27 protein-coding genes and 1 tRNA gene are annotated in these 24,871 nt (G+C 69.8%); 19 read left to right on the top strand and 9 right to left on the bottom strand.

All coding sequences use genetic code 11. The annotated features are described in order from the left end of the window. Window positions 1–86: 86 nt before the first annotated feature. On the top strand, window positions 87–1,973 hold the full coding sequence (locus tag ACZ6TV_RS35305) for a recombinase family protein (protein WP_465302192.1): 1,887 nt from the start codon (window positions 87–89) through the stop codon (window positions 1,971–1,973). Window positions 1,974–2,422: 449 nt separating this feature from the next. On the opposite strand, the gene ACZ6TV_RS35300 is transcribed toward ACZ6TV_RS35305, so the two are convergent. Further along, on the bottom strand, window positions 2,423–2,935 hold the full coding sequence (locus ACZ6TV_RS35300) for a hypothetical protein (protein WP_465302190.1): 513 nt from the start codon (window positions 2,933–2,935) through the stop codon (window positions 2,423–2,425). Window positions 2,936–3,278: 343 nt separating this feature from the next. Between ACZ6TV_RS35300 and ACZ6TV_RS35295 the strand changes: the two genes are divergently transcribed. After that, window positions 3,279–3,785, top strand: a complete 507-nt coding sequence (locus tag ACZ6TV_RS35295; RefSeq protein ID WP_465302188.1) for a hypothetical protein — start codon at window positions 3,279–3,281, stop codon at window positions 3,783–3,785. A 22-nt stretch (window positions 3,786–3,807) separates the two neighbouring features. Here ACZ6TV_RS35295 and ACZ6TV_RS35290 read toward each other — a convergent pair whose 3' ends face one another. Next, window positions 3,808–4,287, bottom strand: coding sequence for a hypothetical protein (locus ACZ6TV_RS35290; protein WP_465302186.1), 480 nt, complete (start codon window positions 4,285–4,287; stop codon window positions 3,808–3,810). Between the two features lie 53 nt (window positions 4,288–4,340). Between ACZ6TV_RS35290 and ACZ6TV_RS35285 the strand changes: the two genes are divergently transcribed. The 11 genes from ACZ6TV_RS35285 to ACZ6TV_RS35235 all read left to right on the top strand — a co-directional run bounded on the left by ACZ6TV_RS35285 (window position 4,341) and on the right by ACZ6TV_RS35235 (window position 13,666). After that, the gene (locus tag ACZ6TV_RS35285) at window positions 4,341–4,736 is read left to right on the top strand and encodes a hypothetical protein (RefSeq protein WP_465302184.1); all 396 of its coding nucleotides are present in this window, start codon (window positions 4,341–4,343) and stop codon (window positions 4,734–4,736) included. Window positions 4,737–4,853: 117 nt separating this feature from the next. Next, the gene (locus ACZ6TV_RS35280) at window positions 4,854–5,003 is read left to right on the top strand and encodes a hypothetical protein (RefSeq protein ID WP_465302182.1); all 150 of its coding nucleotides are present in this window, start codon (window positions 4,854–4,856) and stop codon (window positions 5,001–5,003) included. 90 nt (window positions 5,004–5,093) lie between these two features. After that, a complete protein-coding gene (locus ACZ6TV_RS35275) occupies window positions 5,094–5,522 on the top strand; it encodes a hypothetical protein (RefSeq protein WP_465302180.1) in 429 nt (142 codons plus the stop codon). A 144-nt stretch (window positions 5,523–5,666) separates the two neighbouring features. Further along, window positions 5,667–7,829 carry a cell division protein FtsK gene (locus tag ACZ6TV_RS35270; RefSeq protein ID WP_465302178.1) on the top strand — a complete coding sequence of 721 codons (2,163 nt, stop codon included), beginning with the start codon at window positions 5,667–5,669 and terminating at the stop codon, window positions 7,827–7,829. A gap of 137 nt (window positions 7,830–7,966) precedes the next feature. Further along, on the top strand, window positions 7,967–8,257 hold the full coding sequence (locus ACZ6TV_RS35265; protein WP_465302176.1) for a hypothetical protein: 291 nt from the start codon (window positions 7,967–7,969) through the stop codon (window positions 8,255–8,257). Beyond that, complete coding sequence (locus tag ACZ6TV_RS35260) at window positions 8,254–8,562, top strand: hypothetical protein (protein WP_465302174.1); 309 nt, start codon at window positions 8,254–8,256, stop codon at window positions 8,560–8,562. The genes ACZ6TV_RS35265 and ACZ6TV_RS35260 overlap by 4 nt, the downstream gene beginning before the upstream one ends. A 170-nt stretch (window positions 8,563–8,732) precedes the next feature. Next, window positions 8,733–9,623, top strand: coding sequence for a bifunctional DNA primase/polymerase (locus ACZ6TV_RS35255; protein ID WP_465302522.1), 891 nt, complete (start codon window positions 8,733–8,735; stop codon window positions 9,621–9,623). 50 nt (window positions 9,624–9,673) lie between these two features. Further along, a complete protein-coding gene (locus ACZ6TV_RS35250; RefSeq protein WP_465302172.1) occupies window positions 9,674–10,372 on the top strand; it encodes a DUF6884 domain-containing protein in 699 nt (232 codons plus the stop codon). Then, a complete protein-coding gene (locus tag ACZ6TV_RS35245) occupies window positions 10,369–11,970 on the top strand; it encodes a YfjI family protein (protein ID WP_465302170.1) in 1,602 nt (533 codons plus the stop codon). Before ACZ6TV_RS35250 ends, ACZ6TV_RS35245 begins: the two co-directional genes overlap by 4 nt. Before the next feature lie 344 nt (window positions 11,971–12,314). Continuing rightward, entirely contained in the window at window positions 12,315–12,536 is a 222-nt protein-coding gene (locus ACZ6TV_RS35240; RefSeq protein ID WP_465302168.1) for an excisionase family DNA-binding protein, read from the top strand. Then, the gene (locus ACZ6TV_RS35235; RefSeq protein ID WP_465302166.1) at window positions 12,536–13,666 is read left to right on the top strand and encodes a tyrosine-type recombinase/integrase; all 1,131 of its coding nucleotides are present in this window, start codon (window positions 12,536–12,538) and stop codon (window positions 13,664–13,666) included. Before ACZ6TV_RS35240 ends, ACZ6TV_RS35235 begins: the two co-directional genes overlap by 1 nt. Before the next feature lie 108 nt (window positions 13,667–13,774). On the opposite strand, the gene ACZ6TV_RS35230 is transcribed toward ACZ6TV_RS35235, so the two are convergent. Next, window positions 13,775–13,847: transfer RNA gene (locus ACZ6TV_RS35230), tRNA-Ala, on the bottom strand. 72 nt (window positions 13,848–13,919) lie between these two features. Beyond that, on the bottom strand, window positions 13,920–14,474 hold the full coding sequence (locus ACZ6TV_RS35225; RefSeq protein ID WP_344501559.1) for a YqgE/AlgH family protein: 555 nt from the start codon (window positions 14,472–14,474) through the stop codon (window positions 13,920–13,922). Window positions 14,475–14,775: 301 nt separating this feature from the next. On the opposite strand from ACZ6TV_RS35225, the gene ACZ6TV_RS35220 reads away from it, so the two are divergent. Continuing rightward, window positions 14,776–15,561, top strand: coding sequence for an S-methyl-5'-thioadenosine phosphorylase (locus tag ACZ6TV_RS35220; protein WP_465302164.1), 786 nt, complete (start codon window positions 14,776–14,778; stop codon window positions 15,559–15,561). On the opposite strand, the gene ACZ6TV_RS35215 is transcribed toward ACZ6TV_RS35220, so the two are convergent. From ACZ6TV_RS35215 to ACZ6TV_RS35200, 4 genes are all read right to left on the bottom strand, one after another. Beyond that, a complete protein-coding gene (locus tag ACZ6TV_RS35215) occupies window positions 15,551–16,564 on the bottom strand; it encodes a sensor histidine kinase (protein ID WP_465302162.1) in 1,014 nt (337 codons plus the stop codon). The genes ACZ6TV_RS35220 and ACZ6TV_RS35215 overlap by 11 nt on opposite strands. Continuing rightward, complete coding sequence (locus tag ACZ6TV_RS35210) at window positions 16,557–17,240, bottom strand: response regulator transcription factor (protein ID WP_465302160.1); 684 nt, start codon at window positions 17,238–17,240, stop codon at window positions 16,557–16,559. The genes ACZ6TV_RS35215 and ACZ6TV_RS35210 overlap by 8 nt, the downstream gene beginning before the upstream one ends. Before the next feature lie 63 nt (window positions 17,241–17,303). Next, window positions 17,304–17,699 carry a hypothetical protein gene (locus ACZ6TV_RS35205; protein WP_465302158.1) on the bottom strand — a complete coding sequence of 132 codons (396 nt, stop codon included), beginning with the start codon at window positions 17,697–17,699 and terminating at the stop codon, window positions 17,304–17,306. 67 nt (window positions 17,700–17,766) lie between these two features. Next, on the bottom strand, window positions 17,767–18,216 hold the full coding sequence (locus ACZ6TV_RS35200; RefSeq protein ID WP_465302156.1) for a MarR family winged helix-turn-helix transcriptional regulator: 450 nt from the start codon (window positions 18,214–18,216) through the stop codon (window positions 17,767–17,769). Between the two features lie 61 nt (window positions 18,217–18,277). Between ACZ6TV_RS35200 and ACZ6TV_RS35195 the strand changes: the two genes are divergently transcribed. Further along, a complete protein-coding gene (locus tag ACZ6TV_RS35195) occupies window positions 18,278–19,828 on the top strand; it encodes an MFS transporter (RefSeq protein WP_465302154.1) in 1,551 nt (516 codons plus the stop codon). A gap of 18 nt (window positions 19,829–19,846) precedes the next feature. Then, window positions 19,847–20,683, top strand: coding sequence for a PT domain-containing protein (locus ACZ6TV_RS35190; RefSeq protein ID WP_465302152.1), 837 nt, complete (start codon window positions 19,847–19,849; stop codon window positions 20,681–20,683). On the opposite strand, the gene ACZ6TV_RS35185 is transcribed toward ACZ6TV_RS35190, so the two are convergent. Then, a complete protein-coding gene (locus ACZ6TV_RS35185; protein ID WP_465302150.1) occupies window positions 20,680–21,705 on the bottom strand; it encodes a LacI family DNA-binding transcriptional regulator in 1,026 nt (341 codons plus the stop codon). The two genes, ACZ6TV_RS35190 and ACZ6TV_RS35185, sit on opposite strands and share 4 nt — an antisense overlap. Before the next feature lie 144 nt (window positions 21,706–21,849). Here ACZ6TV_RS35185 and ACZ6TV_RS35180 point away from each other — a divergent pair, with 144 nt between their 5' ends. From ACZ6TV_RS35180 to ACZ6TV_RS35170, 3 genes are read left to right on the top strand one after another with little or no spacing between them, the layout of a single operon-like run. Next, window positions 21,850–22,743, top strand: a complete 894-nt coding sequence (locus tag ACZ6TV_RS35180; RefSeq protein WP_465302148.1) for a carbohydrate ABC transporter permease — start codon at window positions 21,850–21,852, stop codon at window positions 22,741–22,743. A 5-nt stretch (window positions 22,744–22,748) separates the two neighbouring features. Continuing rightward, window positions 22,749–23,567 (top strand): carbohydrate ABC transporter permease, encoded by an 819-nt coding sequence (locus ACZ6TV_RS35175; protein ID WP_465302520.1) that lies wholly within the window; start codon window positions 22,749–22,751, stop codon window positions 23,565–23,567. Window positions 23,568–23,582: 15 nt separating this feature from the next. Continuing rightward, a complete protein-coding gene (locus ACZ6TV_RS35170; protein WP_465302146.1) occupies window positions 23,583–24,863 on the top strand; it encodes an ABC transporter substrate-binding protein in 1,281 nt (426 codons plus the stop codon). Window positions 24,864–24,871: the final 8 nt, after the last annotated feature.

The raw sequence follows: 24,871 nt of genomic DNA, 5'->3' as shown, positions 1-24,871 counted from the left end.
GCCTCGACCGGCTTGACACGCCGTCCGGATGGACTGACGTTCGACGGTCAGCCAACCCCTTAAATGATCATGAAAGGCATTGATCTATGGCTAAGAAAACCCGCACGCCGCATCGCATACGACAGATCGAGGAGTCCACCACCCGCCGAGTGGCGATCTACCTCCGCCGGTCCACCGACGAGGACAACCAGCCCTACAGCCTGGAAGCGCAGGAGACCAAACTGCGCGCGTTCGTGGAGTCACAACCGGGCGACTGGCAGATCGTCAAGGTCTACTCCGATGACGCCTCCGGCGCGACCACCGACCGCAAGGATCTTCAGAACATGCTGCGCGCCGCCCGCGCGGGACTGTTCGACACCCTGCTCGTCTACCGCGTGGACCGGTTCTCCCGTCGACTGCGTGACCTCGTGTCACTGCTGGACGAGCTGACCGATGCCGACGTCGTCTTCCGCTCCGCTACCGAGCCCTTCGACACGTCCACCCCGATCGGCCGCATGCTCGTGCAGATGCTCGGCGTGTTCGCGGAGTTCGAGCGCGAGGTCATCATCGACCGCGTCATCGCGGGCATGGAACGCAAGGCGGCCAAGGGCCTGTGGAACGGCGGCTCCACCCCATTCGGGTACACCATCGATCCGGCGACTCACAACTACGTCGTGGTCGAGGCTGAGGCGGGGACCGTCCGCCGCATCTTCGACCTCTACACCAAAGATCGCCTCGGTACCCGCGCCATTGCCACCGTTCTCAACGACCGCGGGCTACGGACCAAGCGAGGCAAACCTTGGTCACAGCGCTCGGTGGAAACCGTGATCAACAACCGCCAGTACCTCGGCGAAAAGAGCTTCCGGGACATCACCGCCACCAACGCTCACACGGCGATCATCACCGCCGAGCAATTCAAGTACGCCCAGCACATCCTCACCAAGCGCAGCGAAGACATCGGCCGGCGCGCAGCCAACGCCTCCGAGTACACGCTCACCGGCAAGATCCCCTGCCCGCAGTGCGGCAGCAAGTACATCGGCACCGTCGCACACGGCAGGAACAGTCGCTACCGCTACTACATGTGTTGGAGCCGCAATCGATACGGCGCCGAGAAGGGCTGCGACATCCACCGATTCAACGCCGACGAACTGGAGCAGGCGATCGGGCAAGCCCTCCTCGACTTCTACACCACCGGCCACGACGTCATTGAGCAGGCCATCAGCGACTTCATGAACACCTACGCGCAAGCCACTAGCAGCCACCATGACGAACTCGCCTCCGTCGCACGCCAGTTGCGCGACAATGCCGCTGCCGTTGACCGCTATCTCACGGCCTTCGAACGGGGAACGCTCGATGACGAGGACCCCGAGATCCAGGCTCGACTCGCAAAACTCAAGATCCACTCGAAGCAGCTGCGCACACGAAAGGCCCAAATCGAGTTTGACCTCGACCAGCCGCCGACAGGACCGTCCGCCGACGACCTGACCAAGATCAGGGACCACGTCGCGGACATCATCACGAACGGTGACCACAAGGCCAGGAAGGCACTGTTCGAAGCGCTGATCGAGGAAGTCGAGATCCAGGCCGACGACAGCGTCATACCGCGCTTCCGCATCCTGACCCCGGACACAGAAGAAGGGCTGACCCTAGAGCCAGCCCTTGATCAACTACCTGTTGACAGTACGGTTCGCGTACTGCCACATGTAGTGGAGACGAGGGGACTCGAACCCCTGACCCCCACACTGCCAGGACTGGTCTCGACCTTGCGGTTGACATGCGCGCAGGCCACAGAGCTACGCGGCGCGCTATTCCCCGCCAGTCCCCGCGAGTCTCCATGGTCAACTTCGGCGAGTGGCACGAGTGTGGCACGACGGTCGACGGCGTCCCGAGCGGCCCTTACACACGGGCAGATACTTTCGGCCACAGCCATGTCGTGTGGCACGAATGCGGCACACGAACCGATGGCAAAGTCGACGCCACTACTGTTCGAGTAGTTCTTTGGTGTGCCACATCATGCGTTATCGACACATCAAGTTTTTCCGGCAGGCGAGATTCCAAGCAAGGCGCGACATTAGCAAGGGCGGATCATGATAAACCAACCCGCAGGCCACGATCCCGGTACGCCTTGATCATTATAACCCCTCGCCTGGATATAGGCTCCCGTGTACTCCTGTGAAACAACGCCGATCTGCCAGATTGACGCAGATCCGCCAGTATAATCCTGATTAAAATCCATACTGTACATGCCGCCGTAAAACGGAAAGATCGCAGACGACGAGAAGCTGCCACTGACACTCGAAATATACGACTGGCCAATAACGTTCACGCAAAGCGCTGCTGCGGATGCCGGGCGTGAAACGACCAGCATTCCCGCCATCGCGACGAATGCGAGAATGGAACTTACTAGGACACGCGATCGATTGTACAAATGGCCATCCTTACACTAAGAAATGAACAGCACCAAATTGTCGCAAGCTGTGGACGTGTCAACAATGGCGCTGAATTCAAAGAACTTGGCGTCGCCTACCTGGACAATCTGCGGCTTCACATCCCCCGCTAGTCGCACTGCGCCTTCGAAGTCTGGAGGCGGCATCATGTTGAACCCTTCGGGCGATTTTGGATAGTCAAACTCGGTAGCCAATGGCCCGAAAGTGAACACATACTGACCAGCCTTCGCAATTTGAATCGGTTTGGAACCATAAGCCCATGCGCCAGAGTTGGCCACCTTCGCCCCATTTGGAGCAGTGGCAGGCATTGCGCGTTTTTGAACAATAAGGTCTTCAAGTTGCTTCGAGAGGTCTAGCCGGGAACACGGCGTGCCGACCGGACTGGCCGCGTCCTGCTGGCCGGCGACGCCATTTGATTGCCCTGGACCTCGCTGGGCGCAGCCCATGGTTGACGTTCCTACCGAAATTAGAACCAAAGCGCCAAACCATGACAAGCGGAATCTTGACACTGCGCTCCCCTCCCGAAGGGTAATTGAACTTCACTAATGCAAGACGGCAAGCCGAGTGTAGCGAACGGCTTCTACATTTTGATCAGTCGAGCGTCCATAACCATCGGGTGACTAGGGGACCCGGGCGGCCGGCGGGACACCAAGCTAGCACCTGTGTCTCCGACCATAGCGACCCCACATAGAGATCATGTAGCGTCGATCTTGTGACGGGGCGGACACGAAACGCGATCATTGAGGGCGGGTCATCGCCGAGCCGGTCGACGCTCCCCCACCACCGAAGCCGCGCAAGCGGTGGCCATGGCTGGTCGGCGGGATCGCGGCAGGTGTCACGCTGTGCTTAACCGTGCCGGTCGCCGCGGTTGTCCTGCCGCTCGTACGCGGCACGATCGAGGCGGGCCAAGGCGCCTCAACTCCTGGCGAGGCATTGGTGCGCTATCAGATGTCGTTCAACGAACCTGGCAAGAACGGCGAGATGCTGGCCGCGCGGATAGTGACGGGCAAGAAGGCCAAGGACATCCTCAAGGCGCGCGCTGACTTCCTAGCGGACAGGCAGCGCGACATCGGCCGGCATCCGGAGTGGACGTGGGGCGAGGTCAAGACGGGATGGGCACAAGAGGGACAGGAGGCGTACGACGTCGAGTGGTACGACGATCGGGCCGAGATGACTCTCTGGTTCATGGTCGGCGGGCACCCCAGTGACGGTCGAGACGTCTGGTACAACAGCACGCTCCCGTGGCACGCCAAGGCGGTGCAGCAACGGGACGGCTGGCGACTGACCGAAGTGGAGGTCCCCGCGTGGTGCGGCACGCAGCGACCGGACGGGACGTATACCGGCTACTCCAAGTGCTGAGGATCTCCAAGCGGTCGCCCGGCTACCGCTCCACCTCGGCAATCTCGATTCCGCATTGCTCGCCATTACGGTGCGTGAACACGTACTCTGTGCCACTCACCAGCGACATACCCCCGGTGTCGACGATGCGGCCCTCGTTGACCCAAGACCTTCCCGGGTGGGCGTCGTACTCGAATGACCAGGCACCATCGACCTCGCGCACGCGATAGCGGTGGCCGCTTACGAAGAGCGCAGGCCGAACGGCAGACAGCGCTTCGTAATCCACAGTGAGGCCCACGGCCTGGTGCATGTGGTGCGGAACGTAGCTGCCGGACTCGTTCGCACCCTCAACGCCGCTGCTGGCGAGGGTCGTCGGAAGCACTTTCACGATGGTTGCCTCCTGCAGTGGGCGCGGTGATGTGTCGGCATGAGCTACGACCTGGAACAGTGCGCCGGAGAAGCGCTCTGCGTTCGCCACGGTGCGTAGATGGGTCCAGCCCCGGGCGCGGTAGTACGCGTGCAACGCGTCGTTGGTCTTCCAGGCGTCAAGCCTGAGCCACCGGCAGCCATGACGCCATGCGTGCTCACCGGCCCACACCCGCCTACACCACCCAGCCCGAGGCCACCGGCGGGCTGGACGTATGGCGCTGCGCCTGCCTCGCGGATGGCAGCCACACCCAGCAGCGCACCGGCGTCCGAGCGGTCATCGATCCGGACACCGTCACCGACGAGCGGCTGAGCACCGGCCAGGGCTTCACGGTGCGGCCCGGCGACTTCCACCGGCTGGCGATCAGCGCCGACCCCGCCGAGCCGACCGTCACTCTGTGCCTGTTCGAGTGGGCCGACCCCGACGCGCCAGACGCGTTCGTCCTGACCAACCGGCCCACCCCGGTCGTCGCCGACCGGGACATGACCACCGACGCGGCCCGCATCGCGGTGCGGCGGCTGCTGGACACCGGCACGAACAACTGAGCCCACACGCGATGCATCCCTGACAAAGCCCAGAGAGACGCCAAGTTGCCGTCCGGACGCGATTTGGGTGAAGAGTCCAGTCCTGTTTTAGCTGACCGTCCACAAAGGAGAGAGACGATGCCCGGAGCGTTGAAGAACAAGGTAATCGGGGGGCTGCTGGCACTGCTGGCCGCGTACTTCGTCATCACCGACCCGGTCGGTTCGGCCCACACCGTCACGGCGGTTGTGCGCGGCATCGGCGCTTTCCTGCACGCCCTGAACGGCTGACCAATCCCATCGTTCTTTGCCCGGTGCGCGGCCACTCGGCCTAGGAAACCTCGGCCGCGCACCGGCCCCTCACATGGAGGAGCCCCCATCATGTCATCCCCCGCGCCGATGTTCTCCCGTCACCCGCTGCTGCGGATGCTCGGCGGTCTCAACCTGCCCGCCGACGACTTCGTGGTGTTCGGGTCCGGGCCGATGCTCGCCCACGGCCTGCGCCGGGAGCTGGGCGACCTGGACGTGGTCGCCCGGGGCGAGGCGTGGCGCCGCCTGACCCGCTGGTGCCAGCCGACCCCGGCCCCCTCGGGGCACGGCCTGACGATCCGCCTGCAGATCGAGGTGGCGGACCGCTGGTTGCCCGGCTGGGACACCGACCGGCTGATCAGCGCCGCCGAACACCACGCCGGTATCCCGTTCGCGCCGCTGCACGCCGTGCGGGAGAGCAAGACCAGCACCGACCGGCCCAAAGACCACGCCGACATCGCCCTCATCGACGCCATCACCACCCAGAAGGACGCGGCATGACCACATCGACCGGCGCTGACCCGAGTCGGAGCGGGAGCCCGCGTAGACCGTTCTAGATCCGCCCGGTGCGCGGCCTCTGGCCCTGGAAAGCTCGGCCGCGCACCGGTCTCCCATCCCCAGCACGTGAGTCAGGAGACCCTCAGCATGACGAGCAACGAACCGGACCGCGAGCACCCGAACGGGTTCGACTGGTCCAAGTACGAGTCCGAGGTCGCCGACGTCGCTGACGTGGTCGACCTCGGCGCCGCCCGCGCCCGCCGCGACGGCAACGGTAGTGAGAGCCACTTCGACATCGCACTCGACGACGAGCCGCAGCCCGGTGGCGTGCTGGTCGACGCTCCGCCGGCCGACCGCAAGGGCCGCCGCCCGATCATCCCGGGCAGGCTGCTGGGCTGGCAGAACTTCAAGGCCACCGTCCGAGACATCGCCGAGGACGCGTTGCACCGCGCGGGCTATCACGCCGTGCGAGCGCCCTGGTACGCGGCACAGGCCGGGTTCTGGGCCACCGTCGGCCTGTTCAAGCTGGTCGGCCGCCAGTTGCGGTGGTGGTGGCTGTCGGAACAGTACGGACTCCGGCAGGCCGCCGCCGACGCCAACGACCCGGCGACCTGGTACAAGCTGCACCGCGAGGTCAAGGCCACCCGCGCATGGCGCGGCATCATCCTCGCTGCCGAGGTCGCCGCCGCCGCGATCGGCGGGCCGGTCGCCTACGCCCTCGCGCCGTGGTGGGTGACCGGCCTGGCCACCGCCGGTGCGGTGTGCGGGCTGGCGCGGCTCGGCCGCCCGCAGGACAAGCCGATCCTGCGCCCCGCCGTGGTCGCCGGACGGTACCGGCGGGTCAACCCCGACATCATCCTGCGCGCCTACTACGCCGCCGGGCTCGGCCACTCGGACAAGCCCAACCAGCAGGTCACCTTCGGTTCCACGATGTCCCGCGACGCGACCGGCTCCGGCTCACAGGTGGTCATCGACCTGCCGTACGGCAAGACGTGGGAGCACGTCCTCAACGCCAAGGGCGCCATCGCGTCCGGGCTGGACGTCAGCGTCAACCAGGTGTTCCTCACCCGCGACCCCAGCTCGCACCGGCGGCACGTGCTGTTCGTCGCCGACCGCGACCCCCTCGCCATCCCGGCCGGGAAGACGCCGCTGCTGGACTGCAAGCCCCGCGACATCTGGACCGAGGCACCGTTCGGGCTGGACGAGCGTGGCCGGAAGGTGTCGCTGCTGCTGATGTGGATCAGCGTCCTGGTCGGTGCGCAGCCGCGCAAGGGCAAGACGTTCGCGACCCGGCTCCTGGCCCTGTTCGCCGCGCTCGACCCGTACGTGCGATTGATCGTCGTGGACGGCAAGATGTCGCCGGACTGGGACAAGTTCCGGCTCGTGGCGCACCGCATGGTGTTCGGGCCGGTGCCGAACCTGCGCGACGACAACCCCGTTGAGCACCTGCTGGAGGTGCTCCGCGAGGTCAAGGCGCACATCCTGGAGGTCAACGACTTCCTGTCCACGCTGTCCACCGCGGAGTGCCCGGAAGGGAAGATCACCCGGGAGCTGTCGCGGAAGTACCCGCAGCTCGCGGTGTGGATGCTCGTGATGGAGGAGTTCCAGGTCTACTACGAGCTGGACAGCCAGGAGCAGAACAAGGAGATCGCCGCGCTGCTGTCCTACATCATGGCCGTCGGCCCCTCGGCGGGCGTGATCCTGCTGTCCAGCTCGCAGAAGCCGTCCGGCGTCGGTGCCGGTGACGTCGGGCGCCTGTTCAACCGGTACCGCGACAACCACGCCGTCAGGTTCGCGCTCAAGTGCGGCAACCGCGTCGTCAGTGAGGCGATCCTCGGCGGTGAGGCGTACAGCGAAGGCTACGACGCGTCCGCCCTGCCCAACGGGCCGCAGTACCGGGGCGTCGGCTACATGTACGGCGCCACCGACGACACCCCGACGGTGCGGACGTACCTCGCCGACCACGGCGACGCGGAGAAGATCCTCACCGCCGCCCGCAAGCACCGGCAGGCCGCCGGGACGCTGTCCGGCGCCGCGATCGGCGAGCACATCACCCGCGACATGCGCGACACCCTCGCCGACGTCCGCAGCGTGTTCCTCGCCGGAGAGAAGGGCCTGCACTGGGCGACCATCGCCGCCCGGCTCGCCGACACGCTGCCGGAGCACTACGCCGACATCACCGCCGACGCGATCTCCGCGCAACTCCGCGATCGTGTACCGAGCGTGAACGTCAAAGTTCGCGGTGAGGTCCTCAAGGGCGCCCGCGTGTCCGATGTGGACACCGCGATCGACCGCCGCAAGAGCGCCTGACCGGTAGCGGCGGCGCCGCTACCTGGTAGCGCCGCCGCTACCCACCCCGCTACCAACCTGGCCAGCCGCTACCCATCGAGGTAGCGGGTAGCGCCAGCAGCCCCTCGCACCCGAAAACCGGCCCTGGAGGCATCCTCATGCCCACGCTCGCCGCTACCGCTACCAGCGACGCCGCCGCAAGCGGCCTGCTGATCCTCGCCCTGACCTTCGTTACGCTCGGTTACCTCGGCGCGTGCTGGCTCTGGCCGTTCGTCGCCTGCCGCCGCTGCACCGGCACCGGCAAACGCCGCGCCATCATCGGCCGCGCGTTCGGCCTCTGCCACCGCTGCGACGGCACCGGCCGCCAACTGCGCCCCGGCCGCCGGGCCATCAACTACCTGCGCACCGTGCGAGCCAACGACCGCAGCAACCGCAAGCCGGGCCGATGAACGTCCTCAACCGCCGCCGCGCTGCGCTGCGCGGCGGCGGGCACCCCCACTGGTGTGCGGGTGGTTACCGCTGCAACCTCGGCGAGCACCGCGCCGACCCCCTCACCGTCGACGTCCCCGGCCTCGGCCGCGCGCTGCTCACCCGTGTACGCGCCGCCGATGGTCGGGAGCACGCCGAGGTGACGCTGACCGTCGCCCTGGCCGCCGCCGAGCAGGTCGCTCGCTGGCAGCTTCTCCGCCTCGCCTGCGACCTGGCGACCGTCATCGGCCGCGCCACCCGCGTCAGCGCCCGGCGGGCCGCCTGATGACCGCAACCGACCGGTGCCGGTTCTGGTTCGGCGCCGACCAGCGGTACTGCGACGCCATCGACGGCGTTCGCCGCTACATGCCCGGCCTGCGCTGCCCGACGCACACCCCGGCCGCGCTCGCCGGGCGCCCCGAAGCACCGTCCATGTCACCCACGGGAGGAACCGATATGGAGCTTCGCCCTGACCGCAAAGCGTTGCTGCGCAACGCGATTGAATACGCCGAACGTGACTGGCCAGTGTTCCTGCTCGGCCGCACCAAGCGACCTCTGGCCAACTGCGGCGCCTGCAAAGACGCTGACCGCGAGCACGACCCGGCCGCCTGCGACTGCCTCACCTGCCATGGGTTCTACGCCGCCACGACCGACCCTGACCGGCTCACCGCGATGTGCGCGGCTCACCCGCGGGGCGTGCTCGCCATCCGCACCGGCACGGTCGCCGACCTGGCCGTGGTCGACATCGACCCGCGCAACGGCGGCGCCCTCGACCCCGCCATCATGCCGCGCACCGCGTGTGTGGCGACCGGCGGAGGTGGGTGGCACCTGTACTACCGTCACCCGGGCGGGCGCCTCGCCCCCGAGGTCGCCGACCACCCCGGCGTGGATCTCAAGGCCGATGGCGGCTACGTCGTGGCGCCGCCGTCGATCCACCCGCGCACCGGACGGCCGTACCGGTGGATCGGCAGTCACCCGGTGATTGAGATGGCCCCCGCGCTGGTCGCGCTCTGCCGGCCGCGCGAGACGCTCACCGTCGCCGCCCCGACCGGCCCGACCCCAACCCGTCGCGCGGGGGCCATCTCATCCCCTGACGCCCTGCTCGCCTCGATACTCGCCAGTGTCGGCCGAGCTTCGAAAGGCGGGCACCGCCGCGCCATGTACGGCGCCGCCCGAGGCATCGCCCGCATGGTCAAGGCCGGAGCCATCGACCAGGCCGCCGCGGTCGCCGCGCTCACCGCGACCGGCCGTGAGCACGGCCAGACCGACCGGGAGATCCGCGAGGCGATCAAAGGCGGATTCCGCGCAGAGGGCGTGTCCGTAGCGATCGAGAGGCGGGCGGCGTGACCGGCATCCGCGACAACCGCAGTTGTCACGCGGCGGCCGAGCTCCACCCGATGACCGCCCATCTTGCCGACCTCGCCACGCAGGTGCCCACAGCCCGCACGCCCTCGGCGGCGCTGGCCGCGCTCGCCGCGCTGGAGGACGCGTGCCGGGAGGCGCGCGAGTGGCTCGCCGTCGACCTGGTCCTCACCGACGGCTGGTCGTTCGCCGAGCTGGGCCGCGCCCTGGGCGTCACCCGGCAGGCCGCGAGCAAGGCCTACGCCGCCCCGGTGGAGCAGCGCATGCGGCACAACATCCGCAGCCGCGATTCCGCCGTGGTCGTCGTGGCGTGCGGCGGCGCCAAGCTCGACCGGCCCGCCCCGGCCGCCGACATGTACGTCGGCAGCTACCACCAGGCGTGCCGCCGCGCGGCCGACCGGCTCGGCGGGCGGCTGGTCATCCTCTCCGCCCGCTACGGGCTCCTCATGCCGCACACCGTGATCGGCCCGTACGAGCAGCGCATGGGGCAGCCCGGCGCGGTCACCGTGCCCACGCTGCGCGCTCAAGCGCGGCGCCTCGGCCTCGACACCGCTGGGGACGTGACGGTGCTGGGCGGGCGGGAGTACGCCGACGCCGCGTCGGGAGTGTGGCCGCACGCCCGCCGCCCCCTCGATGACGCCCGGGGCATCGGCCCGCAGATGCGCGCGCTGGCCGAGCTGGCGCGCACGGCGACAACCACGGTTGCGCCTCAACCGGAAGGACTGGCCGCATGACCGCGCCACGGCTCCAACTCGTCACCGGCGACGCGCCACCGCCGCCGGAGCTGTCCACGGCCCTGTGGGACGTCCCCGTGCCGCTCGGCGGGCGGGCCGCGCCGCCGCCGTTCCCGGTCGACGTGTACCCCGGATGGCTGGCCGACATGGTGTCCGGCGTCGCGGAGTTCACCCAGACCGACACCGCGATGGCCGGGACCGTCGCCCTGGCCGTGCTGTCCGCGTGCGTGGGCGGGCGCCTCGACGTGGAGGCCAAACCCGGATGGCGGGAACCGGTCAACGTGTTCGTCGCGGTCATCGCCGAACCCGGCGAACGCAAGAGCCCCGTGCACGGGGCGCTGACCCGGCCGCTGTTCACCGCTCAGCAAACCCTTGCGGAGAAGGCCCGCCCGCGCATCGAGGAAGCGGCGACCCTCAAGGACGTGGCGGCCCGCACAGCGGAGCAGGCCAAGGCCACCGCCGCGAAGGCCGACGCCGCCAAACGCGACGACGCCAAGGCCGAGGCGGTCGCCGCCGCCCTGGCCGCCGAGGCCATCACCGTGCCGTCACTGCCCCGGCTCATCGCCGATGACGTACTGCCCGAGAAGCTCACCGGACTGATGGCGGCCAACGGCGGCCGGATGGCGCTCATCTCCGACGAAGGCGGCATCTTCGACACCCTCGCCGGGCGCTACTCCGGCAACCCCAACCTTGACCCGTTCCTCAAGGGCCACGCTGGCACACCGATGCTCGTAGACCGCATGGGCCGGGAAGGGGAGTACATCCTGCGGCCGGCACTCACCGTGGGCGTCATGGCGCAGCCCTCCGTCCTGCGCAAGTTCGGCGCCAACGGCGACCTCGCCGGACGAGGCGTCGTCGCCCGGTTCCTGTTCGCCCTACCCCGCAGCCTCGCCGGGTACCGCAACGACGACGCCGCCCCGCTGCCCGAACACACCGGGGAGCACTACGCCCGCCAAGTCCACGATCTGGCCGCCACATTCGCCGAATGGGAAGACCCGGCCGTGGTCACCCTCACCGACGACGCCAAGAAGATCCGATCCGAGGCAACCAACCGCATCGAGCGGCAGCTACGGCCCGGCGGGTCGCTGCGCGACATCCGGGAGTGGGCCAACAAGCTGTCCGGCGCGATGCTCCGCATGGCCGGGCTGCTGCACGTCGCGCACCATCCGACGGACGGGTGGCGCCAGCCGATCGACGCTGACCGGATGGCCGACGCGGTCCGACTGACCGCGTTCTTCATCGCGCACTACCAGGCCGCGCAGCACGTCATCGGCGGAGACCCGGCGATCGACAAGGCCCGGTCCGTGCTCGCCACGCTCATCGACCGGGAGATGTCCACCTTCACCCGGCGCGAGCTCCACCGCCGCGTGCAACGGCACGTTCCCACGGCCGCGCACGTCGGCGCCGTCCTCGACACCCTCGCCGCGCACGGCTGGGTCCGCGCCATCGACGCGGGGTACGAGCTGCACCCGCGCGCCGCCGAGTACGCCGCCGCCCCGCCAGACGGGGCAGGAAGCGGTGACACGGTGACAGACGCCCTCAGCGACGACGTTTCCGCAGGTGAAGACACGTCCGAGGCTGTCACCGGGTCGCGGTGACAGCCGGTGACGGCGGTGACAGTTCGACCGATTGTCACCGCTGTCACCACCTGTCACCACAGACCGGTGACAGCAACGCAGTAGTGCTGAGCAGGGAAAACGCGACTATTCAGCGCCATTGTCACCGTGTCACCGCGCCTGCCCCCTCGCGCCGACGAGGTGGCCCCCGGCCCGACAGCGCGGGGGCCACCTCAGAGGCTCTCAGCCGGATTGACGGTAAGGAAGACATCGACGTGCGCAAGATCTTGCATCAGCGAGCCTCTCAGGGCGCCGCGAGAGCTACGCGGCCGACCGGCGACCCCCACCCAGCACACGAACCGCCCCGCTCCGGAAAGGCACTCACGATGCCGCACAAGCCACGGGAGCACGCGCCCCGAGAGAAGTATCTCAGCGTTGCGGAGGTCGCCGACATCCTCGGCACAACCGAACGCTTCCCGCGCCGCCTGATCGAGGAGCGGCGCATCGAGTTCAAGCGGTTCGGACGGCACGTGCGCATCGCGGCGTCCGTGCTGGACGCCTACATCGAGTCGTGCACCGTCGCGCCGTACGGACGGAGGGCTGCCTAGTGGCCGGCAAAGACCAGCGCCGCCGGTTCGGCAGCGTCCGCGCACTGCCCTCCGGCCGCTTCCAGGCTCGCTACACCGGCCCGGACGGCATGAAGCGCCCCGCCCCGCACTCGTTCGCCACGGAGCGCGACGCAGAGCGCTGGCTGGTGAAGACCGAGGCCGACATCCTGCGCGGCGACTGGCTGAACCCCGACGCGGGCAATATCAAGCTGGGTGACTACGTGGCCGATTGGATGCGCGACCGCGACCTCAAGCCGCGCACCCGGGAGGAGTACGAACGGCTCCTGCGGCTCCATGCCCTGCCCCACCTGGGCGACGCCATGCTCAGCCAGATCGGCGCACCGAAGATTCGCGCCTGGCGCACCGGGCGACTCGACGCTCCCGTCGGCAAACCGACGGTGGCCAAGACCTACCGCATCCTGCACGCAATCTTCGCCACCGCCGTTGACGATGACCTAATCCGGCGCAACCCGTGCCGGATCAAGGGCGCGGCAACCGCTAAGGCCGACGAGCGGCCGACTGCGACCCTCGACCAGGTGTTCGCCATCGCCGCCGCCATCCAGCCGCGCTACCGGCTGCTGGTGCTGCTGGCGACGTTCGCGCAGATGCGGTTCGGCGAGCTGGTCGCGCTGCGCCGCCGCAGCGTCGACCTGGACGAGATGGTCGCGTGGGTGCGGAAGTCGACGGCCGAGATGGAAGACGGCACACAGTTCGACGACGACCCGAAGTCCGAGGCAGGCAAGCGGCCGATCAGCCTGCCGCAAGGACTCAAAGCGGACATCGAGTACCACCTGAAGGAGTACGCGCAGGCCGGGCCGCACGGCCGCCTGTTCATCGGTCCGCAGGGCGGCATCCCCCGCCGCCGCAACTTCAACCGCATCTGGCGCAAGGCATGTAAGGAGGCAGGCATCCCGGCAGACCTCGACCTCCACCTTCACGACCTGCGACACACCGGGAGCACGTGGTCAGCACAGAGCGGTGCGACCTTGAAGGAACTCATGGCACGGATCGGCCACTCCAGCACGCGCGCCGCCATGATCTACCAACACGCGACCAGTGATCGGGATCACGCCATCGCCAAGGCCCTCGACGCGCTGATCATGGAGGCAAGAGACAAGACCAACGCATGATGTGGCACGTGGGTGGCACGCGGCCCGGCTAAGCCCTGAAACGATTGACGCCCTGGCGTTGCGGCGATCCCGCGACGACCAGGGCGTTTGTCATTAGACACGATGGAGTGGAGACGAGGGGACTCGAACCCCTGACCCCCACACTGCCAGTGTGGTGCGCTACCAGCTGCGCCACGTCCCCATCTTCGCGCCCCTGTCTTGCGGGCACTCACGGAATAGTACACACCTTGGCGGGGGGTCTCACAGCGGGTGTCTAGTTCTGGGTCGGGTCCGCCGGGTAGTGGGCGACGGCGGCCATCAGGCCGCCCTGGCGGCGCAGGACCATGTGCCAGAGGTCGTCCGGGCGGGGGGCGAAGGCGTCGCTGGGGAGGGCGTCGAAGACGAACCAGGAGCCGCTCTCGATCTCGCGCTCGAGCTGGCCGGGCGACCAGCCCGCGTAGCCGGCGAAGACGCGGACGCCGACGACGCCGGCGACGAGGAGGTCCGGGTCGCCGGAGAGGTCGACGGTGCCGACGGCGCCGGAGACGCGGTTGAAGCCGGCGAGGTCTTCCACGCCGGGGCGGGTGCGGGCGAGGCAGATGGCGGCCTCGGGCTGCACGGGGCCGCCCTCGAAGACGACCGGGGGTTCGCCGGCGAGGGCGCCCCAGCCGCCGAGGACGTCGGCGACCTGGACCTCGGTGGCGCGGTTGAGGACGACGCCGAGGGCGCCGCCCTCCTCGTGGGCCACGACGAGGACGACGGTGCGTTCGAAGTTGGGGTCGCGGAGCGCGGGCGTCGCCACCAGCAGCCGGCCGGTCAACGACTCCATCGCCCTCCCTCGACGCTGTTTCGACGTGCCCCGCCCGGTGCTGGAGCTACCGGGTCTTGGTGATCCCCGTCCGGTCGGCGCTCCGAACATTCCACCGGACATCCCACCCGTTGGATCGGGGCGGTCGGGCCGGCCGGAGGAGTTCTGCTCCATCCCGCCGAGGTCGCCGTATGAAGACATCAGCTCCACCAGCCAACTTGACCGGCCGCGCGGTTGCGAACCGCGATCGTCGCGAGGCGGGGTGCGAGCGTCATGTCTCGCACATTAGCCTGACCCGCCGCTCGCGGTTAGGGTCTGTCGCGTGACCTCACTCGCGGACGTTGCCGTCATTGGTGGTTCCGGGCTGTATGCCCTGCTGGACGACGCCGAGGAACATGTGCTCGACACGCCGTACGGCGCGCCGTCAGATCCGGTGACGGTGGCGACGGTCGGCGGGCGGCGCACCGCCTTCCTGCCCCGGCACGGGCGGGACCACCGTTTCCCGCCGCACAAAATTCCTTACCGGGCCAATCTCTGGGCGTTGCGGGAGATCGGGGTGCGGCAGGTCCTGGCGCCGTGCGCGGTCGGCGGGCTGCGGCCCGAGCTGGGGCCGGGCACGTTCGTGGTGCCGGACCAGCTGATCGACAGGACGTCGGGGCGGATCCAGACGTTCTACGACGAGGGCGGCGTCCACGTGAACTTCGCGGACCCTTACTGCGCGACGGGCCGGGCAACTGTGCAGAAGATCGCGGCCGGGCACGGGATCGAGGCCGGGGACGGCACGATGGTCGTCGTGGAGGGGCCGCGGTTCTCGACGCGGGCGGAGTCGCGGTGGTACACGGCGATGGGTGGTGCCGTCGTGAACATGACCGGGCACCCCGAGGCGGTCCTGGCCCGGGAGCTGGCGCTGTGCTACACGTCGATCGCGCTGGTCACGGACCTCGACGCGGGTGTCGAGGGTGATCATGGGGTGACGATGGAGGAGGTGTTCGAGGTGTTCGCGGCCAACACGGCACGCCTGCGGACGGTGCTGCTGGACGTGATCCCGGCACTGCCCGGGCGCCCGGACGACTCGTGCCAGCACGCTCTGGACGGCATCACGCACTAGCCGGCAGGCGCACGACGAAGCGGCAGCCGTCACCGTCGTTGGTGACGGCCACGTCGCCGTGGTGCGCCTCGACCAGGCCGCGGACGATCGCGAGCCCGAGTCCCCCTCCGGCGTCCCGGGTCGGTGTCCTCGCGGGTGCACCGCGGAACGCCACGTCGAACACGCGCGGCAGGTCCGGCTCGGGGATGCCGCCGCACGTGTCGGTGACCGCGAGCCAGCCGCCGGCGGCGTCCTGACCGCCGGAGACGACGACGGTGCCGTCCGGCGGTGTGAACCGGATGGCGTTGCGGATGAGGTTGCCGACCACTCGGGAGAGCTCCGGGACGGAGCCCTGCACGGTCGGCCATCCGCCGGACGAGGCCACGAGCTGAATCCCGGCGGCGTCGGCCAGCGGCGCCGCGGAGGCGATCGCGTCGGACACCACGTCGCCGAGGGGGACGTCGGACAGGGTCAGCCGCAGCGCCCCGGCGTTGATCCGGGACAGCTCGAAGAGGTCGTCGACGAGGGCCGCCATCCGGTCGGTCTCGGCGCTGATCCGGTGGTGGTACTCGGCGACCGTGACGGGGTCGGCGACGACGCCGTCCTCCAGGGCCTCGGCCATGGCCCGCAGACCCGCCAGGGGCGTCCTCAGGTCGTGGGAGACCCACGCGACGAGCTCCCGGCGCCGTGCCTCGGCCTCCCGCTCCCGCTCGCGCGCCTCGGCCGCCCACATGCTGGCCCTGGCGAGGCGCCGACCGGCCCAGAGACCCGCGGCGAGGCTGACGGTGGCCGCGGTGCCGACGACGATGAGCAGCACGTGCAGGTCGTGGTCGGAGATGAACATCTCCATGGCGGCGCCGAGGATGCCGGCGAGCACGCTGAGGACCGTGACGAGCAGCAGCACGACGATGTGCACGGTGACGGAGCGGCCGCGCAGCGGGCCGCGCAGCACCAGCAGCCCGGCGACGGCGACGGCCAGGGAGCAGCCGAGCGCCATCAGGAACGTGAGGAGGACGTCACGCATATTCGTACCGGTACCCGACGCCCCACACGGTGAGGATCCGCCGGGGCTCGGCCGGGTTGTCCTCGACCTTCTCCCGGAGGCGTCGCATGTGGACGGTGACGGTCGACTGGTCGCCGAACGTCCAGCCCCACACCTGCTGGAGCAGTTCGGCGCGGCGCAGCACCCGGCCCGGGTTGCGCATCAGGAACACCAGCAGGTCGAACTCGCGCACGGTCAGGGCGAGGGCCTGGCCGCGGAGGGTGGCGACCCGCCGGGCGGCGTCGACGCTGAGGTCGCCGTCGACGAAGGTCTCCACGGCGACCGCGACCGGGACGACGCGCCGCAGCACGGACTGCACCCGCAGGACCAGCTCGCGGGGTGAGAACGGCTTGGTGACGTAGTCGTCGGCGCCGATCTCGAGGCCGAGGACCCGGTCGGACTCCTCACCGAGCGCGGTCAGCATGATGATCGGCAGGGTGCGGTCCTGCTCGCGCAGGCGGCGGCAGACCTCGAGCCCGTCGATGCCGGGCAGCATGAGGTCGAGCACGACGAGGTCGGGGCGTTCGGCGGCGTACGCGTCCAGCGCCCGCTGCCCGTCGCCGGCGAGCTCGACGGTGAACCCTTCGCGTTCCAGATACCGCCGCACGACGTCGCTGACGGTCGGGTCGTCGTCGACGACCAGCACGTGCTGCCCCATCGCCCGAGCGTAGAGCGCGAAGCGCGGGCGCGGCACACCGCCGGCGGGGTCGTAAGGGAACCGTCAGGTCTCGCCGCCGAGGTCGGTGTCGTAGGCCTCGTAGAGCAGGTCGGCGCCGCGCTGCCGGTGCTGCCACACCTCTCTGATCAGGCGGGCCGCGTCCTGGCGGACGACCTCGTGGCGGGTGCCCCGCGAGCCGAGGTGTCCTTCGAGGTCGTCGAGGGCTTCCCAGACGGTCTCGTGGTCGCCGACGAGCCCGTGCAGCCCCTGCGCGAGCCGCGGCGCGTCGCCGAGGACGCCGGCATAGAGCCCGGACGGGCCCTCGGTCTCCTCGACGTGGGCGGCGAACGCCGCCTTGAGTTGTGCGAGGGCCTGACTGACCGCCTGTCCCCAGGCCGGGTCGCCGGCCGGCGTCTGTATCGCGTGCTCCACCCGCTGAATGCCACCGAGCAGTTCCATTGGACGCACCTCCGCCGCGGTTACGTCAGTCCCTCCATGGTGTGACCTGGAGCACAAAATGTCCAGGTCAAAGTGTCGGAATTTCCTCATTTACCCCGGATGACGCGGCCGCCATGCGGTGCAGCCACGCGGACACCGCCGCGAGCTCCGACGGGTCGAAGCCGGCGGAGAGACGGGCCTCGACGGCCTGCACGGTCGGCAGCGCGGCCTCCAGCCGCTCCAGGCCCGCGGGCGTCAGCGTGATCTGCTGCGAGCGCCGGTCGGTGGGGTGCTGGCGGCGCTCGACCAGGCCGGCCCGCTCCAGGCCACCCAGCATCTCGTTGGCCGACTGGCGGGCCGTGGAGACCTTGCGGGCGACGTCTGCGACGGACATGCCGGGCGACTCGCGCAGCAGGAGCAGGGAGGCGAACTGCGCCACGGAGAGGTCGTGCTCCACGAGGGCCTCGGCGACCACGCCGCGCAGGCTCAGCCACGCGTGCCGGACGAGAAACGTGGAGCAGGCTTCTTCGGTACTCACGCGACCATTGTGCGCCGTACCATCATTGACAGGAACCTGACGTTCTTGCCACAGTGAAACCATGACCGTCAGGGACCTGTCAATCAGCGTATCCCAGCAACGCCGCGTGCTGTCCGTGCTCGTCTTCGCCGCGGTGCTCATCTGGATCGACACGACCATCCTCGGCATCGCCCTGGAACGCATCGCCGACCCGCGCACCGGCCTCGGCGCCACCCCGGGTGAGCTGCAGTGGGCCGTCGGGTCCTACGCGCTGCTGTTCGCGACCGCCCTGTTCGCCGCCGGCGCGCTCGGCGACCGCTACGGGCACCGCACGATCCTCGCCGCCGGCCTCGCGATCTTCGGCGCCGCGTCCGTCTGGGCCGCGTGGGCCGGGGACGCGACCGGCCTGATCCTCGCCCGCGGCCTGATGGGGCTCGGCGGGGCGATGATGATGCCGACGTCGATGGCGATCATCGGCGCGACGTTCCCGGCCGAGCGGCGCGCCGGCGCGATCGCGGCCTGGTCCGCCTCCAGCGGCGTCGGCGTCGCGCTCGGCCCGCTGCTCGGCGGGGTGCTCGTCGACCACTTCTGGTGGGGGTCGGTGTTCCTGGTCAACCTGCCGGTCGTCGGGATCGCCCTGGCGGGCGTGCTGCTCGTGGTGCCCGACCCGAAGCTCGGATCCCGCCGCCGTCCCGACCCGCTCGGTCTGCTGCTGTCCACCGGCGGCCTGGCGCTGCTGGCGTACGGCCTGATCGAAGCCGGCCAGGACACCGGCTGGACCCGGTGGCAGGTGTGGGCGCCGGTGCTCGGCGGTCTCGCGGTCCTCGCCCTGTTCACGGCCGTGGAGTGGCGCTCGGCGGAGCCGTCGTTCGACCCCCGCCTGTTCCGCAACGGCCGCTTCAGCGCCGGCAACCTCGCCCTCGCCGCCCTGTTCTTCGGCATCACCGGCCAGATGTTCTACGGCAACTTCTACCTGCAGGGCGCCCGCGGCATGTCGGCCCTGGAGACCGGCCTGGCGTTCCTGCCCGGCGCGATCGGCGTCGCCGCCGGCTCGGGGCTCGGCGCGCGGCTGGCGAAGCGCCACGGCGTCGGCCTCGTCAGCGGCATCGCGCTGCTGGTGGTCGGCGCGAGCTTCCTGACCAACCTCACGTTCGGCCTCGACACGCCGCTGCTGTGGTTCTGCGCCGTCGGCCTCGTCAGCGGCATCGCGATGGGCATGGTGATCGCGCCGACCGTCGCCGCCGTGATCGCGGTGCTGCCGCTGGACCGGATGGGCGCCGGGTCCGCGGTCAACAACACCGTCCGGCAGGTCGGCAGCGTCCTGGGCATCGCGCTGCTCGGCACGATCCTGGCGAGCACCTACCGGGACCGGATCGCGCCGGCCCTGGCCGGTTTGCCGCCGGCGGCCCGCGACGCCGCCGCCCCGTCCGCCGAGCACACCCGCGCGGTCGCGGAGCAGCTGCACCGCCCCGACCTGGCCGCCGCGGCCGACGACGCGTTCGTGACCGCCATGCACGTCACGGCCGTCACCGGTGCGCTTGTCGCACTGGCGGGTGGCGTACTGCTGCTGCTCGCCTTCAGAGCGCGCAGGTCCACTGTGGACGAGCAGCGGGTCTTGTCACCGACCGGCTGAGCGTCGACGATGGCGGGCATGACGGCACGCCGGGGGGCGCCGCCCCCACCCGAGCAACCTGCCGAGCCGACCGCCGAGCCGACCGCCGAGCCGACGGCCGAGCCGACCGTCGAGCCACCTGCCGGGACGACAGGCCCGGCGCCGGTCACGGGGCCGCCGGAACCAGGCCCCGGACCGGCGCGACCGGCGGCCCGCCGGTGGACCGCGCTCGCCCTCACCGTCCTCGGTGGACTGACCCTGGCGGTCGTCGTGACCGGCCTGCTGACCCTGTCCGTCGCGTCGTGGCGCTTCGTGCAGTTCATCCCGCTGGAGCGTCCCGCCCGATGGACGCCGATGGTGGTGGCCGCCGTGGCGGCGCTGATCGTCGCCGCCCACCTCGGCCTGCGCAGCCGGGTCGCCGCGCGGGCGGCCACTACGGTCGGCACGCTCGTGGCGCTGTTCGCGGTGTGCGACGGCGCGATCGCCAACGTCGGCTCCTCGGTCGACCCGGACCCCGTGCAGGCCACGGGCACCCGGGTCGTCGCCACCGGCGGCGGCCGCGAGCTGGTCGTGCACAACGACGGGTGGCTGCACTACCGGGTGCGCACCACCGGCCTGTTCGGCCGGGAAAGCCGCAAGGACGTCGCGTGCACGGCCCGGTCGGGCGCCCGGACGCGGGCCGAGTACGACCCGCTGCTCACCGGCTACGGGTCGCAGGAGATCCCGGCGATCAAGGTGAACTCGGCCCGCTTCACCGACGCGACGCACCTGGAGTTCGCCATGACGGACGGCCGCACGTGGACGGTCGCGGTCGACGGCGTCAAGGCCGACCGGATGCTCAACTGGTGCGGGGGCCGCTCGGCGGAGCCGAGCTAGCCGGTCGAGGCGCGGACCTTCAGCTCGCAGGGCACCCGGATGAGCTCGTGGTGCTGCGGCGCGCCGTTGATGGCAGCCAGGAGCAGGCTGCCGGCGGTGCGGCCCATCTCGTGCAGGGGCAGGGCCACCGTCGTCAGCGGCGGGCGCTGGTGCACCGCCAGGGACCGGTCGTCGAACCCGACGACCGCGACGTCGGCGGGAATCCGCAGGCCCCGCTCGTGGATCGCGGCGAGCGCGCCGGTGGCCAGGTCGTCGCTGGCGCAGAAGATGGCGTCCGGCGGCGCGGGTGCGGTGAGCATCGAGTCGGCGAGGGTGTAGCCGTCCTCCGGCGACCAGGACGGCGCGTGCCGTACCAGCGCCGGATCGAGCGCGAGTCCGGCCTCCTGCACGGTCGCGGTGAGGCCGTCGAGCCGGTCGCGGGTCGCGTCCCATGACGCGGGCCCGTTGATGAAGCCGATCCGCCGCCGGCCGATGCCGATCAGGTGCCGGGCGGCGAGCGCGGCGCCGCCCCGGTCGTCGGGCAGCACGCTCGGCACGGGCTCGGAGGTGCCGTACTCGTACAGGAACACGTACGGCGTGCCGGGCAGCGGCAGGGCGGGGCCCGGGCGCGGGCGGACCCGGTTGCCGGACATGATGATCAGGCCGTCGACCTGGCGGTCGATGAGCCGGCGCAGGTGTTTGCGCTCCCGCTCGGGATCCCCGTAGCTGTTGGCGAGCAGGACCGAGACGTCGTACTCGGAGGCGGCGTCCTCGACCCCGCGCATCAGCGCGTTGGTGAAGATCCCTTCGAGGTCGTCGGTGAGGATCGCGATAGTGTCGGTGTGCCGGGAGCGCAGCCCACGGGCCACGGCGTTGGGCCGGTAGCCGAGCCGGGTGATCGTCTCCAGGACCCGCTGCCGGACCTCGGCGCCGACGTCGGGGCGGTCGTTGAGCACCTTCGACACGGTCGCCGTGGAGACTCCGGCGACGGAGGCGACGTCCCGCATCGTGACGCGGTCGGCTGGGCTGCGCTGTGCGGTCACCCGGGGTCCCCTAATCGGTTACGTAATTCTCGGCGTACCGGACCCTAGCAGAAATCCCAGCTGACACTCTTGACATGGAGTGGACGCACGGATGTAACGTTCGCTCCACGAAATCGATTACGTAACTCGGAGGGGGTTGACCGAATGAGCCGCAGGAGGCTCGGCCCGCGGGCCCGCCGGCAGCGCCTCGGCCTGCTCTTCGTGGCCCCGGCCGTGGTGCTGGTGCTGGGCATGTTCGTGCTGCCGGTGATCGTGACCGCGGTGATGTCGTTCTACGACTGGTCCCTGCTCGGCCAGCGGCGCTTCGTCGGCCTGGCCAACTACCGGCGCCTCGCCGGCGACGGCTCGTTCCTGGAAAGCCTCGGCTTCACCACCGTCTACACCGTGGTCGTCACGGTCGCGCTGTTCGTCGTCGGCGTCGCGCTCGCCTCCGCCGTCCGGCACCGGCGCCCCGGCGTGGGGCTGCTGCGCACCGCGTACGTGCTGCCGGTCGTCATCGGCTTCGCCACCGCCAGCTACCTGACGTTGTGGCTGCTGGACGACCGCATCGGCATCGTGCCGGACCTGCTGCGCCGCCTGGGGGTCGTCGACGGGCCGGTCTCGGTGTTCAGCCACTACGGCACCGCGCTGACCGTGGTCGTCGTGCTGGTCGTCTGGAAGACCGTCGGGCTCACCATGCTGCTGCTCATGACCGGCATGCAGGCGATCTCGAAGGACTACTACGAGGCCGCCCAGGTCGACGGCGCCACCAGGGCCCGGGTGCTGCGCTCGATCACGCTGCCGCTGCTGCGCCCGACGATCGCGCTGGTGCTGATCCTCACCGTGATCGGCAGCTACCTGGCCTTCGACCAGTTCTTCATCCTGACCCAGGGCGGCCCCGACAACAGCACCATCCCGGTCGTCTACCTCATCTACCGGGCCGGGTTCATCGACTTCAACCTCGGCTACTCCGCCGCGATGTCGATCGCGCTGATGGCCATCCTGCTCGTCCTCACCAGCGTCCAGTTGCTCGCCCTGCGGTCCAAGGAGGACGGGTGAAAAGCATGCCCAAGGTGGCCTTCTACACGGTGTGCGGGCTGGTCGCGCTGCTGTTCGTCGCGCCGCTCGGCTGGCTGGTGCTCGCGTCGTTCAAGAGCTCCGGCGAGTTCGCCCAGTCGCCGCCGACGCTGTGGCCGCAGAACTTCAGCCTGGAGAACTACCAGCGGCTGGTCGACGCCGGGCTGTGGACCAACGTCGCCAACAGCCTGCTGGTCACCGCCGGGACCGTCGTCGCGGCGACCGTGATCGCGGTGTTCGCCGGCTACGGCTTCGCCAGGTTCCAGTTCCCCGGCAAGGGCGTGCTGTTCCTGACCATCCTGTCCACGATGATGATCCCCTTCCAGTCGATCGTGCCGTCGCTGTACGTCATCCTCGACGACCTGGGGCTCACCAACTCCCTCGCGGGGCTGGTCCTCGTCTACACCGTCTTCGCCCTGCCGTTCGGCATCTTCACGATGCGGGCCGCCTTCGCCGCCGTCCCCGCGGCGATGGAGGAGGCGGCCGTCATCGACGGCGCCGGCGCGATCACCAGCCTGCGCCGGGTCCTGCTGCCGATCGTGGCGCCCGGCGTGGCGACCGTCGCCATGTACGCGTTCTTCACCGCCTGGAACGAGTTCCTGGCCGCACTCATCTTCACCACCCGCCAGGACCGCTACACCCTGCCCGTGGTCCTGGCCAACCTGCAGACCGGCGCCGGCGGCACCCTCAACTGGGGCGTCCTGGAGACCGGCGCGGTCTTCGCCGCGGTGCCGTGCATCGCCATCTTCCTGATCCTGCAGCGCTACTACGTCGCCGGTCTCACCGGCGGCGCCGTCAAGGGATAACCCGAGGAGCCCTTCGTGTTCACACCCCGCCGGTCGGCGGCGATCGCCGCCGCCCTCCTGACCCTCGCCCTCGCCGCCTGCGGCAACACCGACGACCCGGCCCCGTCCGGCCCCGTCGAGCTCACCGGCGACGGCCCCGCCACGCTGTGGGTCCGCGCCGCCGACGAGCCGCTCGACAAGGCGCTCGTCGCCGCCTGGAACGAGCAGAACCCGACCCGCAAGATCACGATGCTGACCGTGCCGGACGCGCAGTACGTGCAGAAGTACGTCCAGGCCGTCCGCGGCGGCGACGCCCCCGACCTCGCCGCCGTCGACATCGCCAACGTCAAGTCCCTGACCAGCCAGGGGCTGCTGACCGACATCACCGCCCAGGTCGACGCGCTGCCGTACAAGAGCGCCCTCGCACCGGCGGGCGTGCAGATCAGCACCGTGGACGGCAAGATCTTCGCGCTGCCGCACCAGCTCGACGTGTCGATGCTGTACTACAACAAGACCCTGTTCACGAAGGCCGGGCTCGACCCGGCGAAGCCGCCGGCCACCCTCGACGAGGTGGTCGCCGCCGCCCGGAAGATCACCGCACTGGGCGACGGGAACTACGGCTTCGCCTTCGCGGGCAACTGCGCCGGCTGCAACGCCTACACCCTGCTGCCCTACATCTGGGCCAGCGGCGGCGACATCATGAACGCCGACGGCACCCAGGCCACCCTGGACGACCCCGCGGTCGCCGCCGCGCTCGACGCCCACAAGACGATGTGGGACGAGAAGCTCATGCCGCCGGCGGTCAAGGACGACAACGGCGCCACCTGGCTGGCCGGTTTCCAGTCCGGCAAGGTCGGCATGCTGGCCCTCGGCAGCTTCGGCATCAGCGTGTACAAGGCGGAGAAGAACCTCGACTTCGGCGTCGCCGCGATCCCCGGCACCAAGGGCACGTCCGCGTTCCTCGGCGGTGACGTCATCGGCATCTCCAAGGGCGCCAAGAACGCCAAGACGGCCTGGGACTTCATCGCCTGGAGCATGAGCGAGGACGTGCAGAAGAACGTCGTCGCCAAGACCGGCCAGCTGACGGTGCGCTCCGACACCGCCGACAACCCCTCCACCCAGGCCGAGCCCCGGCTGCTGACCGCGAACAAGCTCATCGCCGACGCGAAGGTGCCGGTCACCGCCAAGTACAACTCGCTGTTCATCGACCCGACCGGCCCGTACCTGCAGTTCATCCGCGACTGGGTGTTCACCGGCGACCCGGCGAAGGCGATCGACAAGGGCAAGAGCGGCTTCAGCAGCCGCCTCGCGTCCTGACCCCGTTC

The sequence above is a fragment of the Dactylosporangium sp. NPDC051087 genome (assembly GCF_055586325.1).
The sequence above is the reverse complement of the archived record's forward strand: the minus strand, read 5'-3'. Positions and strand labels throughout refer to the sequence as shown.

What these genes read in the sequence shown, in the direction of transcription:
- ACZ6TV_RS35180 (WP_465302148.1), top strand. Translation starts at nt 21,850, where the DNA reads ATGAGCCGCAGGAGGCTCGGCCCGCGGGCCCGCCGGCAGCGCCTCGGC.
- ACZ6TV_RS35275 (WP_465302180.1), top strand. Translation starts at nt 5,094, where the DNA reads ATGTCATCCCCCGCGCCGATGTTCTCCCGTCACCCGCTGCTGCGGATG.
- ACZ6TV_RS35285 (WP_465302184.1), top strand. Translation starts at nt 4,341, where the DNA reads ATGCGTGCTCACCGGCCCACACCCGCCTACACCACCCAGCCCGAGGCC.
- ACZ6TV_RS35195 (WP_465302154.1), top strand. Translation starts at nt 18,278, where the DNA reads ATGACCGTCAGGGACCTGTCAATCAGCGTATCCCAGCAACGCCGCGTG.
- ACZ6TV_RS35175 (WP_465302520.1), top strand. Translation starts at nt 22,749, where the DNA reads ATGCCCAAGGTGGCCTTCTACACGGTGTGCGGGCTGGTCGCGCTGCTG.
- ACZ6TV_RS35255 (WP_465302522.1), top strand. Translation starts at nt 8,733, where the DNA reads ATGGAGCTTCGCCCTGACCGCAAAGCGTTGCTGCGCAACGCGATTGAA.
- ACZ6TV_RS35215 (WP_465302162.1), bottom strand. Translation starts at nt 16,564, where the DNA reads ATGCGTGACGTCCTCCTCACGTTCCTGATGGCGCTCGGCTGCTCCCTG.
- ACZ6TV_RS35240 (WP_465302168.1), top strand. Translation starts at nt 12,315, where the DNA reads ATGCCGCACAAGCCACGGGAGCACGCGCCCCGAGAGAAGTATCTCAGC.
- ACZ6TV_RS35210 (WP_465302160.1), bottom strand. Translation starts at nt 17,240, where the DNA reads ATGGGGCAGCACGTGCTGGTCGTCGACGACGACCCGACCGTCAGCGAC.
- ACZ6TV_RS35265 (WP_465302176.1), top strand. Translation starts at nt 7,967, where the DNA reads ATGCCCACGCTCGCCGCTACCGCTACCAGCGACGCCGCCGCAAGCGGC.
- ACZ6TV_RS35280 (WP_465302182.1), top strand. Translation starts at nt 4,854, where the DNA reads ATGCCCGGAGCGTTGAAGAACAAGGTAATCGGGGGGCTGCTGGCACTG.
- ACZ6TV_RS35305 (WP_465302192.1), top strand. Translation starts at nt 87, where the DNA reads ATGGCTAAGAAAACCCGCACGCCGCATCGCATACGACAGATCGAGGAG.
- ACZ6TV_RS35190 (WP_465302152.1), top strand. Translation starts at nt 19,847, where the DNA reads ATGACGGCACGCCGGGGGGCGCCGCCCCCACCCGAGCAACCTGCCGAG.
- ACZ6TV_RS35205 (WP_465302158.1), bottom strand. Translation starts at nt 17,699, where the DNA reads ATGGAACTGCTCGGTGGCATTCAGCGGGTGGAGCACGCGATACAGACG.
- ACZ6TV_RS35250 (WP_465302172.1), top strand. Translation starts at nt 9,674, where the DNA reads ATGACCGCCCATCTTGCCGACCTCGCCACGCAGGTGCCCACAGCCCGC.
- ACZ6TV_RS35225 (WP_344501559.1), bottom strand. Translation starts at nt 14,474, where the DNA reads ATGGAGTCGTTGACCGGCCGGCTGCTGGTGGCGACGCCCGCGCTCCGC.
- ACZ6TV_RS35260 (WP_465302174.1), top strand. Translation starts at nt 8,254, where the DNA reads ATGAACGTCCTCAACCGCCGCCGCGCTGCGCTGCGCGGCGGCGGGCAC.
- ACZ6TV_RS35270 (WP_465302178.1), top strand. Translation starts at nt 5,667, where the DNA reads ATGACGAGCAACGAACCGGACCGCGAGCACCCGAACGGGTTCGACTGG.
- ACZ6TV_RS35245 (WP_465302170.1), top strand. Translation starts at nt 10,369, where the DNA reads ATGACCGCGCCACGGCTCCAACTCGTCACCGGCGACGCGCCACCGCCG.